This window comes from Paenibacillus sp. FSL R7-0210 (genome assembly GCF_038009085.1).
GTDB classification, from domain to species: domain Bacteria; phylum Bacillota; class Bacilli; order Paenibacillales; family Paenibacillaceae; genus Paenibacillus_AQ; species Paenibacillus_AQ silagei.
Genome location: NZ_JBBPAR010000001.1, coordinates 4,433,005 through 4,445,890, shown reverse-complemented (window position 1 = coordinate 4,445,890; position 12,886 = coordinate 4,433,005). Strand labels below are relative to the sequence as shown.

Annotated in this window: 11 protein-coding genes; 6 read left to right on the top strand and 5 right to left on the bottom strand. The window is 50.9% G+C overall.

The genetic code is table 11. The features are described 5' to 3' along the window. Positions 1-69: 69 nt before the first annotated feature. From MKY64_RS18975 to MKY64_RS18950, 6 genes are all read left to right on the top strand, one after another. Positions 70-1,467 carry an ABC transporter substrate-binding protein gene (locus MKY64_RS18975; RefSeq protein ID WP_036725692.1) on the top strand — a complete coding sequence of 466 codons (1,398 nt, stop codon included), beginning with the start codon at positions 70-72 and terminating at the stop codon, positions 1,465-1,467. A gap of 191 nt (positions 1,468-1,658) precedes the next feature. Further along, positions 1,659-2,549, top strand: coding sequence for a carbohydrate ABC transporter permease (locus MKY64_RS18970; RefSeq protein WP_036725691.1), 891 nt, complete (start codon positions 1,659-1,661; stop codon positions 2,547-2,549). A 24-nt stretch (positions 2,550-2,573) separates the two neighbouring features. After that, positions 2,574-3,410 carry a carbohydrate ABC transporter permease gene (locus MKY64_RS18965; RefSeq protein WP_076155496.1) on the top strand — a complete coding sequence of 279 codons (837 nt, stop codon included), beginning with the start codon at positions 2,574-2,576 and terminating at the stop codon, positions 3,408-3,410. Between the two features lie 72 nt (positions 3,411-3,482). Next, the gene (locus tag MKY64_RS18960; protein WP_340955038.1) at positions 3,483-4,451 is read left to right on the top strand and encodes a glycoside hydrolase family 43 protein; all 969 of its coding nucleotides are present in this window, start codon (positions 3,483-3,485) and stop codon (positions 4,449-4,451) included. 283 nt (positions 4,452-4,734) lie between these two features. Next, entirely contained in the window at positions 4,735-5,328 is a 594-nt protein-coding gene (locus tag MKY64_RS18955; protein WP_036725686.1) for an RNA polymerase sigma factor, read from the top strand. 61 nt (positions 5,329-5,389) lie between these two features. Beyond that, the gene (locus MKY64_RS18950; RefSeq protein WP_155991451.1) at positions 5,390-6,214 is read left to right on the top strand and encodes a hypothetical protein; all 825 of its coding nucleotides are present in this window, start codon (positions 5,390-5,392) and stop codon (positions 6,212-6,214) included. A gap of 136 nt (positions 6,215-6,350) precedes the next feature. Here MKY64_RS18950 and MKY64_RS18945 read toward each other — a convergent pair whose 3' ends face one another. The 5 genes from MKY64_RS18945 to MKY64_RS18925 all read right to left on the bottom strand — a co-directional run bounded on the left by MKY64_RS18945 (position 6,351) and on the right by MKY64_RS18925 (position 12,683). Further along, the gene (locus MKY64_RS18945) at positions 6,351-7,658 is read right to left on the bottom strand and encodes a DUF4179 domain-containing protein (RefSeq protein ID WP_340955035.1); all 1,308 of its coding nucleotides are present in this window, start codon (positions 7,656-7,658) and stop codon (positions 6,351-6,353) included. After that, on the bottom strand, positions 7,597-8,193 hold the full coding sequence (locus MKY64_RS18940) for a sigma-70 family RNA polymerase sigma factor (protein WP_340955032.1): 597 nt from the start codon (positions 8,191-8,193) through the stop codon (positions 7,597-7,599). The genes MKY64_RS18945 and MKY64_RS18940 overlap by 62 nt, the downstream gene beginning before the upstream one ends. Positions 8,194-8,350: 157 nt before the next feature. Then, positions 8,351-9,205, bottom strand: a complete 855-nt coding sequence (locus MKY64_RS18935; RefSeq protein WP_340955030.1) for an AraC family transcriptional regulator — start codon at positions 9,203-9,205, stop codon at positions 8,351-8,353. Positions 9,206-9,335: 130 nt separating this feature from the next. Continuing rightward, complete coding sequence (locus MKY64_RS18930) at positions 9,336-11,933, bottom strand: beta-L-arabinofuranosidase domain-containing protein (RefSeq protein WP_340955028.1); 2,598 nt, start codon at positions 11,931-11,933, stop codon at positions 9,336-9,338. 222 nt (positions 11,934-12,155) lie between these two features. Next, a complete protein-coding gene (locus tag MKY64_RS18925) occupies positions 12,156-12,683 on the bottom strand; it encodes a hypothetical protein (RefSeq protein ID WP_340955027.1) in 528 nt (175 codons plus the stop codon). Positions 12,684-12,886: the final 203 nt, after the last annotated feature.

Sequence of the window (12,886 nt, the reverse complement as noted above, 5' to 3'; positions counted from 1 at the left end):
GAGGTTCCCTAGTTCTTCTATATAGATTGTATCAATTGAATTGCTCAGCAAATCCTAGGAGGGGTTACAGTGTTAAAGAAAAAGGGCTGGTTCACACTGCTGTCGTTGGTTCTGATGGTATCGGTTGTACTTACAGGCTGCGGCGGGAAGAACAATGCATCGTCCGGGGGCAATAGCGGAAGCGAAGCTACGGCGAATGCCGGGAGCAAGGATTCCAAGGAAACCAAGAATCTTACCTTTATGTTCCGCGGGGGAACCGATGAGCAGAAGGCCTATGAGGGTGTAGTGAAAAAATATGAAGCCGATCATCCAAACGTCAAGGTTAAGATCGTTGTGACTGCGGCGGATCAATATGCGACTAAGCTGAAAGCCTCTATTACGGGAAACAGCGTTCCGGACGTATTCTATTTTGAATCCGGTGATCTGAAGGCTTATGTGAACAGCGGTGTGCTGCTGGACCTGACCAGCTATGTGGAGAAGAACCCTAACATTGATTTGAATAATATCTGGAAATATGGCGTGGATCTGTACCGTTACGACGGCACCATGGCAGGGCAAGGCAATCTGTACGGGATGCCCAAGGACGTAGGCCCTTTTGCACTCGGCTATAATAAGACCATGTTCGAAGCTGCGGGTATCCCGCTGCCGGACAAAGACAAACCGTACACCTGGGATGAATTCATCAAAGTCGCCCAGCAGCTGACGATTGACAAGGACGGGGACGGCAAGCTGGATCAATTCGGCGCAGGCTTCAACGTGCAGTGGGCCTTGCCTTCCTTCGTCTGGAGCAACGGGGCGGACTGGCTGGATGCGACTAAGACCAAGGTTACGATTGATGATCCGAAGTTTATCGAAGCCCTGCAATTTTTCACTGACATGCAGCTTAAATACGGAATTACGCCATCAACGGAACAAGCTCAGACTCTGGATACCTACCAGCGCTGGATGAAAGGTGAAATGGCCTTCTTCCCTGTAGGTCCTTGGGATATGAGCACTTACGAGAAGCTTCCCTTCGATTATGACCTGATTCCATATCCTGCCGGCTCTACAGGCAAATCCGCCACATGGACCGGCTCACTCGGTATCGGTGCTTCCGCCAAAACCAAGCATCCCGATGAAGCCGTGGATCTGATCAACTATCTGACGGCCTCCAAGGAGGGAATGGAAGCGTTGGTGAAGGCTAAGGTGCAAATTCCGAACCTGATGGATATGGCTAAGGAATGGGCTGCTGATACTACGACCAAACCGGCGAACAAGGAAGAATTCCTCCAGGTCGTGAATGAATATGGACGGGTGCTGCCTGGCCACTACACGTACAATGCTGAATGGTATAACCTGTTCTACACGGACATCCAGCCAGTGCTTGACGGCAAGGTTACCCCTGAGGAGTATGTGAAGACGGAACAGCCGAAGATGCAGAAGCTGCTGGATAAAGCGGTTGAGCAAGAGGCGAAATCCAAGAAATAAGCGGTACGCATCGTTCTTATCCAGCATACAAAGTGATGCTCGGTCTCCTGTAACAGCGGGCCGGCATCACTTTATTCTGAGATGAACTTGTATATATTTTGGGGACCCCGCAAAGTATCTGAATACTCATCGGAGCTGATGCATCACTTTGTGGGGAAAGTTATAGACTATCCGAATTTGAGGTGATTCTAATGAACACTAAGCTGGGTCTGTACCGCAAGGAGAAAATCTACGGATTTCTGTTTATCCTGCCTCCGCTGCTGGGACTGCTGATTTTTACACTGTATCCGATGATCTATTCGATCTATGGCTCATTCACGGATTGGGATGGGCTCGGCCAGATGAACTTCATCGGCCTCGGCAACTTCAAGGATCTGTGGTCGGATGAGCTGTTCCATAAGGCCTTATTCAATACTTTGTTTATGATGCTTGGCATTCCGATTGGCATTACGCTGGCGCTGCTGCTGGCGCTTGGGCTTAACCGGGGGGTGCCCGGGACTACAGCGTTCCGGGTCATCTATTATGTTCCGGTCATTTCTTCTCTGGCCGCAGTATCGATCATGTGGAACTGGGCCTATAACGGTGATTATGGTCTCGTCAACCAGTTCCTTGATCTCTTCGGAATCAGCGGGCCGAACTGGATGGCGAATAAATATACGGTCAAGCCGGCGCTGATCATTATGGCGGTATGGAAGGGCCTCGGTTATACGATGCTGCTCTATCTGGCGGCGCTGCAGAGTGTCTCCAGATCTTATTATGAAGCGGCGGAGCTGGACGGAGCCAGCGGCTTCAAGTCCTTCTGGCATATCACCTGGCCGATGGTGCGCCCGGTAACCTTTTTCATCATCGTGACCAACATTATTGGAGGATCGCAAATTTTTACCGAGATGAACATTATGACCCCTACAGGCGGGCCTGAATATGCTTCAGCCTCCGTGGTGTTCTACATTTGGCAAAAAGCCTTCGGCAACTTCCAGATGGGCTATGCCTCTGCTATGGCGGTATTCCTCGGCGTGTTCATATTTGTTGTGACTCTTATCCAATTCCGAATGAACGAGAAGCAATCGTTCGATGTCGATTAACTGAAGAGGGAGGAGACCATAAATATGACGAGCAGAAGAAGAGTTACGCATAGCATTATCTTTGTTCTACTTTTAATCGGCGCGGTGTTCATGATCGGCCCGTTGCTCTGGATGCTGTCCACCTCATTCAAGGATAAGCAGGATGTGTTCGCCCTGCCTCCGGTGTGGATTCCGCGGCCGTTCCATTTCGATAAATATAGTGAGATCTGGGAAGCGGGTCCGCTGCTGAGCGGGATCAAGAACAGCTTGATTATCGCCGTCACAGTAACGATCGTGGGTACGTTCACCTCCAGTCTTGCGGCGTTTTCGTTTGCTAAATTGCGGTTTCCGGGTAAAAATAAAATATTCCTGCTGATGCTGTCATCCCTGATGATTCCGTATCCGGCAGTTATGATTCCGCAGTTCTTCATGTTCTCGAAGCTGGGCTGGATTGATACGCTGCTGCCGCTGATCGTGCCGGGCTTGTTCGGCAATATCGTCATGATCTTCTTCCTGCGGCAGTATCTGAGCAGTGTGCCGAATGCCATTATCGAAGCGGCCAAAATCGACGGAAGCTCGTACTTCCGCCTGTACAGCTCGATTACCTTCCCGCTTATCAAGCCGGCGGTTGCAGCGCAGCTGATCCTGTGGTTCATGGGCATCTGGAACGACTACCTGTCTCCGATTATCTATCTGAATTCACCGGAGAAGCAGACCCTCCAGCTGGTTATCGCCAACTTCAATGCGACCTATGCGATCCAGACGGACTATCCGCTGATTATGGCGGCTTCGATTATTGCCCTGCTGCCGATGCTGATTATCTTCCTTGTTTTCCAAAAGCAAATTATTGAATCAGTTGCCATCTCCGGAGTGAAGGGCTGACCCTTCCTTCGGAATACCGAAATACCGGCTGAGACCACCAGCCACCAGTTCAAGACCAAAGGAGAAACCATAATGAATACAAATAGAGAGTACACTAACCCGCTTGTCGAACAGCGTGCAGATCCCTGGATATACAAGCATACCGACGGCTATTACTATTTCACCGCTTCCGTGCCGGAGTACGACCGGATTGAGGTACGCAGAGCGTTAACGATTGAGGGACTTCGGGAAGCACAGCCGGTAGTTGCCTGGCGCAAATATGAGAGCGGCCCGCTCAGCGCCAATATCTGGGCACCCGAAATCCATTATATTGACGGCAAATGGTATATTTACTTCGCGGCGGCCCGGACCACGGAGACGAAGGAAGGGCTGTTCGACCACCGGATGTACGCCCTGGAGAATACTTCGGCGGACCCGCTGCAAGGGGAGTGGGTGGAGAAGGGCCAGATAAAAACGGCCTGGGAATCCTTTGCCTTGGACGGTACCTCATTTGGGCATAAGGGAGTACAGTACTATGTATGGGCGCAAAAGGACCCTGAGATTGGCGGCAACTCCAATCTGTATATCTCAGCCATGGAGAACGGCTGGACGCTCAAGGGTCCGCAGACGATGATCTCTTCGCCGGAGTATCCGTGGGAGGTCATCGGCTTCAAGGTGAATGAAGGCGCTGCGGTGCTGAAGCGGGGCGGCCGGATCTTCGTGAGCTTCTCGGCCAGCGCCACCGATCATAACTATTGCCTGGGACTGCTTACCGCAGACGAGGACAGCGATCTGCTGGACGCCGCATCCTGGACCAAGCATCCCGAGCCGGTGTTCCAGACCAGTGAGGAGAACGGGCAGTACGGTCCGGGTCATAACAGCTTCACAGTGGACGAGAACGGCGAGGATGTGCTGATCTACCATGCCCGAAGTTATAAGGAGATCACCGGAGACCCGCTCTACGACCCCAACCGCCACACCCGTGCCAAGCGCCTGCGGTGGAACGCGGACGGCACGCCGGATTTCGGGGTGCCGGTGAAGGATAGCCTGAGCAAGTTCTGATAATAAACGGAGATCCGGCAGCTCCGAAGCATTCAATGCATCAGGAACGCGGCTATTGCGGCGCTGCTTAAGCGGTTGACTCCCTAGAAATACACTATAATAGAGGTAGCCAAGGACATTATGATGATGTCCTTGGCTACCTCTATTTTTACATAGGTTCAGCCTGGAGAAGTTGACCTTGCGCGGATTCAACTTTATTAGCCGGGATGTCACATCAGGGCAGGGCTCATCCGTAGTACAGAATATAAAGAGTTCACAGGGACTTTAGGAAAGAGGTGGGAAAATGGATGAAACTGATCTGCAGCAGATCATCCCGGATATCCTCAACGGGGATACTGCTCAGTTTGAACAGATCATGCACCGGTATCAGAGACGGATTTTTTCGTATTGTTACCATATGTTAGGTCATTATACAGAAGCGGAGGATTGTACGCAGGAGGTATTTATTAAGACATTCCGGAAGTTAAGCCAATACAACCTGGAGAAGCCTTTTGAAGCCTGGTTGTATGCGATAGCCTCTAACTGCTGTATCGACACCATTCGTAAGCGAAGGTTAAGTAAATATCTTCCATTCCTGTATCGCAGCGATGAACAGAATCAGCATGTAGATCAAGCCATTGAGGATAACTATTACAATGAGCATGTTCTGCGGGCAATGTCCAAATTGACACCTGAGGAACGAAGCCTGCTGATTCTGCGATGTGTGGAAGATAAGGGCTATAAGGAAATCGGAGAAATTATGCAGCAAAACAGCAGCAGTCTCCGTAAGAAATTTGAACGCACGGCAGCTAAATTCAGAAAGTATCATGCTCATCTTACAGGAGGGATATCGGATGGATCACGACAGCAGTCAAGACCTCAGAACCATATTTCATAACGTCAAAGTTCCTGAGGCAGATGTAACGAAAGCTGTGATGAATATATTGGAGGATGAGAAAATGAATAAACGGGTTACCTTCTATTCTAAATATAAGCTGAGTACTCTTATCGTACTGGCATCACTGTTGTTAGCTTCATCAGCCTTTGCGGCTACACAGCTGATTACACTCACGAACAACAAAGGGGATGTAATCTATGAGGAAAAGAAATTCGAGGATTCAAATTTTCCGGATTATACGAAGGAAGAGCAGCTACGCAGCTTAAAAGCACACGGTCTAGGAAACGACTTGCTGCAGCCGGGCCAGGCAGCAGCAATCTATATGGCAGGAGAGAATACTGAGGGAGAGCTTTACATCAGGAGAGGAGCAGCATCCGGGTTCTCGGATGCAGCTACACTTCGCGATGAGCTGAAGCAGTCCGGCGCACTTATTTATGATAGGCTGCAGGATAAATATGATTTTGTTACAGGTGCTTTGACCTATAATCCTGATCCGCTCACCGACCAGAAAGAAGCTGAATTGACAGAACAATTAGCGCAAGAAGCCCGGGATTCCAAAGATGGATATGCTATGAGAATGCTTGATGTGTCTAAAGAGGGCTGGAGTATGATCGTTACGTATAAAGGGGAGGGACAAATGATTCTCGTTCAGCCGATGAAAATGAATGAGAAGTTAACGATACACCATTCTGAGGAGCCGTCAGCAGAGACTATAACAGTCGATGGTGTTGAAATGCTATATTCCTTATATACAAGCGGCAGCCAAGGGATTCGTTTCATTCACAATCTTCCCAGCAGTGATTTCCACATCGTTTATTATATTGAGGCTACCAAGGGGGTTACCAAGGAGGAATTGCTTGAGATCGCCAAAGCTTATTTGCAGTAATCATCTGATCAGCAGATATAAAGCCTATAAAAACTTGAAGCCTTTAGCCCCACTTGCAGCGTGGGGCTAAAGGCTTTTATTGGATTCTGATCAGCCGCTGCCTTCATCGGCTAACTACGTTCCTGCACGAACTGTTTTATTTGTCCCCTAGAGGAACCGGAATAGTGTGTCTATAGAACTTAATATAGTGGAAGCCGTCCATCTCCAGGAATTCCGGCTTCTCTGTGGTCTGGAAGGAGTATGTGCGTTCCCACAGGATATTACCGTTCTTGAGGTCCCACGGGCGGGAATCGGATATCGAACTGACGGGAACGGCGGCTCCTCCGGCTTGAACAGCCAAAGTATCCTTATCCAGCATAGTGAACTGCTTCCCGGCGACCACAATATCATAGCCGTCAGCAGTCCGGGAGACGCTGCGAATCCAGAGTTTCTCCTCGCCGACTGTAACGGAGTGGTCTGAGGGTGAGGCCAGCGGGATCGGCTGCCCGACCTTCTGATATCCGCTGAAATTATCCAGTACAAGTTCAACACTTTGCAGCTTGTCTGTGGGCAGCACATCGTATTCAATTATAAATTCCGGGGTTCCCTTTTTGCTGGAATTCGTCCCCCGCATCGACCGGGAATTCATTTCCGTCCCATTCACATACAGTTTGGTTACAGCAGAGAATCTTGGATTTTCTCCATTATCCATCTTATAATGTCCCTTTACGATGGTTGACGTAGGAGAAGCCGTAATCGTGTCATAGTAGACGGTTCCCTGATCCACCGCTACAGCCTGGTCAATATCCGCAACGAGCAGGCTTTTCATGGCAAGGTTCGGGTCATATTTGAAAGAAATAGGGAATTGAACCAGTTCTCCGCTTGTCAGCTTTGCATTGAAATTCACGGTTAAATTTCTGGAAAAAGGGCTGACCGGCTCAAATTTGTAAACACCCTCGTACCGGGTCTTGTCCGGGCTGTAATCTCCGCCGCCTCCGATAGGATCAGAGTCAGTAAACAAGCCTTTAATATTATTGAAGGAGTAATTCGAGAAGGCCGTCTCATCAAACACCCGGCCGGCCGGAAGCTGTATACTGTAAAGCATCAGCAGATTATTATCGTCTGCAATCACACCTTTGATGGTGAAGACGGTCCCGTCCTTAAGTGTTTTGCTTTGGTTGACCGTTTGTCCGTAACCCTGCTTAACCACTTGAGCGAAGTTCACTGTATTCAGCTCAGTCTGACTGAACAGCTTCCCGCCGTAATAGGCCAACGCCGGATACTGATAGACGCCCACTGTCAGTAACATGGCTGCGGCGGCTGTGGCGGCCCAGGTCCGTGTCCGTCCAGCCCGTGATTTCCGTCTAACCGGAGCCTGCTCCAGCGCCTTCCGCAATCTGCCTTCAAGTTCTGACGGCGTCATGGTCTGCTGATGCTCCTGTAATCTCTCCTCGATCGTTCTCATAACGGTCACCTCCAATCATAGCTTTTAATTTCTGTATTCCCTGCGATATTCTGGACTTGATCGTGCCGACCGGCGCTTCGGTGATATCGGCAATGGTCTGATACGGCAGATCGTGGACATAACGCAGTTCAATCGCCTCCCGCTGTCGGGGATTCAAATGTGCGAGCAGGACGGACAGATCCATTTCAGATTCGGTATCGCGGTACGGGTTAGTGGCAGTCCATGCCTCCATTGCAGGCTCCGGCGCCTCGTCCTCCTCCAGGGGAACGAACCGGTTCTGGTTGCGGAGGACCGTTTTGCAGCGGTTGACCAGAATGGTTTTACTCCAGCTATAGAAGGCCTCACTCTTCTTCAATTGCGCCAGCTTCTCATAGAGCGTGACGATCATATCCTCCATTACATCCATCGCGTCATGCTCATTCCTCATGTAGCTATAGGCAAGACGATAATAAGCGTCCTGTTCGGCTAGGATCAGTTCTAATAATGCTTCTTTGTTACCGCGCTGTGCGGCTCTGACAAGACGTCTTATATTCATATGCTCACCCCTTTCACAGATAAGAGTGCGTAGCCGCCCGGAAAGTTCATTATGCTCTCAAAAAAATATCCACAGCCTATTCCAGAGAAATTCCTAGTCTCTGGAAGGGCTGTGGAGGGAGCGAAGAAGAGGCAGGAGCTGGCGAATGCTCTCACGCTCATTCATAGAACAGCAGGCGCTTGGCATAAGCGTTGCGGAACTCGGTGGGAGTAAGGCCGACAATTTTTTTGAACGATTTCATGAAATTATGGCAATCCTTATAGCCTAGCTGCAATGACACTTCGCTGACGTTCTGGTTGGTGTCGGTCAGCAGGAATTTCGCCAGCTCCATCTTCTGCTGCAGAATATATTGCTTCAGGGAGATCCCGGAGATGACGGTGAACAGATGGGAGAGATACTTCTCGTTATAGCCGAAATAGGCGGCGATCTGTGATACCTTAATATGCTCGCTGCGGCTCCATTTGATGTAATCTACAATATCGTTGTAGAGCTGCTCCTGCTTGGTTCTTTTGAACGGATCGGCATCGGTTGGCAGGGTCTGGCTGTACAGCTCGCACAGAATAACGGTAGACATATAGTTGCCCAGCACCGTCTGATTGTAGCTCCGCACCGAGTCCTGGAGCTGCTTCATCATGACGATGATTTTCTCGACATTCCGCAGGGTTCCGTATTGAGGTAGGTGAATTACATATTCTTCCTTGTCGCCGTTTGACGGAGGGGGGCCCGCAGTCTGACTACCGTTCGCAGCATGAAAATGCAGCCAATAAAAGCTACAGTCTGAAGACTTGTACCCGTATTGTCTGGTAAGCGGAGGCAGGAGCAGGAACTCGCCTTTGGAGACGGTGAACTGCTGGTTGTCACCCGCCAGGTAGAGCACGCCTTCGGTCATAACTATCAGCTCATAATCCTGCAAAATCCGGCTTAAGTGAATCCACTCCGCCGAGGGGGCCACGAATTTGCCGGTCATCTCCAGATGTACCGGCTTATCTACCAGCAGTGTGAATGCAGTCATGTCATAATCCCCCTCGGTGTGGAAATAGTCTTATCCTATTACCATATCAAATAAGGGCTATCTTGAATACAGCAGAAGCTGCATCCGAGATAACCCTTGTGTGGAACAGTGTATTGCATTATGCCAACTGTTATTCTTTCACAATCTGAAGCTTATATTCCTGCACGGTGACATGATCCTCCGCCTTGACCGTGAGCTTCACCTCAGTGCGGCTGTGCGGCAGCTTGATCTCGCGCGGGAGTGAATCCTCAATCAGAATCCCGTCTGCATAGACCAGGGCATTGTGATGGTGAGGTGTAACGTTCAGTTGTACCAGGCGTGCCGCTAGCGGAACACTCAGGCTATACGTGGTTATGCCGCTGCTGAAGGAGGTAGACAACGTTCCTTCACTGAAGGCAAGCTGGCGCAGTCCGGCATTGTGATCATAACCGGTCATCATGCGCAGCAGGTCGAAGATGCCATTCTCCTTACCCGGAACCACGAATTTGACTTCCACCTCAGTCTTGCCGCCAACCGCTTCAGCAGGAATCAGATAACTCCGCTCGTAGAAGCTGCGGGCTTCATCCGTATGCAGGACCTCGCTCGCAATTAGCTCCGCATCTACATAAATCGCTATTTTCTTACCATTATTTCCTGAGAAATAAGTGACTGAGAGGTAGTTGTCCGTGCGCGGTGCCACCTTCATCCGGTAGCTGAACCAGCCGCCGTTCTCCGCTTTGCGGATGTTATATCCGTCCCAGGTGGCTACAGAGGTGTTCTCTCCCTCAATGCCATGCTCCAGCTCATACTGATCATTGCCGACAGGCAGGCTGTCCAGTGTAGCGTCCTGCACACGCTGCCGGATTTTCCCTTGTAAAATATGCTTCTGCAGCTCAGCCGAATCCGCCTCTACCAGACGCCAGTAGATGCCGTAACGCTCACTATGCTGCTTATAATGCGGGGTGAAGACCAGCCGCTGATCCTCATCCGTTCCCCGCAGTGCAAAGGCCAGTTCTTCCTGCTCCAGCCGGACTACGCGGTCCGCAAGCTGCTCCAGCCACTCCTGCGGGCTCTCGTTCACCGTTGTGATGAAGTCCTTCACCAGCATGTTGCGGGTCGGGACACTTACAGCCACTCCTGTAGCAGACACGGACAGGTCACTCTGGCCCAGAGCGGCGCTCAGCACCACCGGCCCATACTTGAACGCGACCACCTGACGGGCATCCGGCAGGCTGAAATGTGTCAGCTTCATCGGCAGCTTGAGCTGAAGCGTGTCGCCGTCTTCCCATACTCTGTCCGTCAAGAGGTAACCTCCGCTGACCGCTGAGTTCACAGGCTGCCCATTCAATAGAAGCTCAGGTTCTGCGGCCAGCCAATCCGGCAGACGAAGCTTCAGCGTGGTGGACTGAGTCTGAGGCTGCATCACTGAGATCTTGAACTCTACAATATCGCTATAAGGCAGATTGGCCGACTGGATCAGCATCAGGCCGTGCGCAGCAGAATCCAGGGTAGAGCTAAGGTACTGGTTGACCACTATGCTGTCCGCATCATGGAAATACAGGCTGTCATTCAGCTTGGTGAAGCTCTCCATGCCGGTTCCCGTACAGCACCAGAAATGCTCGAACGGCGAGCTGTAGACCTTGAAATACCCGGTCGCCATCGGCTGGAAATACATCGTCATCCCGGTATGTGGGTGTTGTGAGGACACAATGGCATTCAGGTAGGTGTTCTCGTAGAAGTCGGCGTAACGAGTATCTCCCGTGAGTTTGAACAGCTCGCGGGTCAGCTTGAGCATATTGTAGGTGTTGCAGGTCTCCGCTGTGAAGTTGGAGCGTTCCCGGTCCAGCATATCCGGGTCACCGAAGTGCTCCCATTCGCTGTTCCCTCCGGTGATGTAGCTGTGATGATGAACAACCATCTCCCAGAACTGCACCGCCGCTTCCAGATAAAAGGCTTCGCTCTCCCCGAGCGTCCGGTAACGGTTCAGCGCACCGAGGAATTTCGGAATCGTGGTATTGGCGTGCTTGCCCTTGAGAATATCCTTGCCCTCATGAACAGGAGTGAACAGCGTCAGCTCGTCAAAGCTATGTGCGGCGCTTAAATGGCCTGCTTTTCCGGTGATTCTGTACAGGTCGTACAGGCAGTCATTCATCCCGCCGTATTCCACCGATAATACACGCTGATGAACCTCTTCAGACCAGGAGGCTGTGCGGCGGTACACCCAGTCACCGAGCGTATCCGCGAGGTCATAGGCCGTTTGGCTGCCGGTGGCAGAGTAGGACGCGGTGAGTCCGGCGATGATTTTGTGCATCGTATACCAGGGGACCCAGGCCGGCTGCTTGTTCTCTACATGATCGAAAAGGCGTTCCTCGAACGCGGACAGGTAACCGCTCTCATGCTGGCACAGGGCCAGCTCTCCCAGAAGATAGTTCAGCCTGAACGCCAGCGCGTCATCCCGCGTACAGGCATAGGCCTGGGACAGCGCCGACAGATAGTGGCCCAGCGTGTGTCCGCGGATCTCTGTGTTCTCCCAGCCGGGATATTTGTCGGCACGCTTCGGCAGTCCCCGGTTCTCGCGGAAGCCCGCCAGCAGACGGTCTGGATCATAGCTGGTCAGATATTCGATCTCCTTGGCAAAGGCGTTCGCGATATACGGATCGGACACACGGACCTGGTCCATGCGGTATTCCTCGTACAAGGGCTTACCCTGAATCGGGGCCGCCAGAGGCTGATGGGGTGTAATTGTCATTTTGTATCCTCATTCCTATGGGTTCTGTAGGGTTACTGCTGGATGAATATCCTATATTTAAGCTTATAGATAAAGGGCTTTCGGGTAAATAGTGATAGGATTGAATATGTGTGAAAAGGTTAGATTGGGGAGAGAGATTAGACGCAAAAAAGCCACAACCGCTGCTGGGCAACAGGCTATGGCTTGAGGTTATTTTATGGAAGGGATTAAGATAGCAGCTCCTTATGGAGTGTACTGCTGCACGATCGATACAATCTGGCCATCCTTGATCGTGAGGTGATAAGGCGAACCGCTTAGATCGAATACATCCGTCTTGGCGAATTCATGAATGAACTTCTCCAAAGTGAGCGACTCGTTCCAGTTCGTATCCAGGTCTTCGAGCTTGCCGGTGCGGTCATAGATCTGCATGGTGACCTTGGCATCCGGGGCTACCGTATAAGTAGTCAGCGTGTCGCTGTCGTTCACGATATAGTAACCGTCCGGGGCACCGCCGATTTCGGCTGCGGATTCCGGCTCCCGCTGGGCGAAGACTGCGTCGGCGGCTGCGCCTTCATACCATTCGATCTCATCCCCGGTAAGGGTCGTCTGACCGTTATGATTCTCTAAGGAATGTATATACACCGTCAGATGCTGGGCCACCCCCTCGCTCTTAGCATCAGCGGTTTTTATGGTTGTGCTTGCCGTAGTCACGAGGGAAAGGAACAACAGGACCAGAACAGGAAGCAGGTAGACGTTTTTGTTTTTTAACATTATGAATTTCCCCCTTGGCGTAATCTTACACGGCGTGAGTCTACACTCTTTATTTACCCTGCCGGAATATTCTCAAACTTGTTTATACCCTAATAAACGTTGGATCAGCAGAAATGTTGCAAAAGATTTTTTAACTGGGTATATATAACAAATATTCCGTCTTTGTCAACCTCTTTTGAACCGTTCAAACCAGATTGACCTGC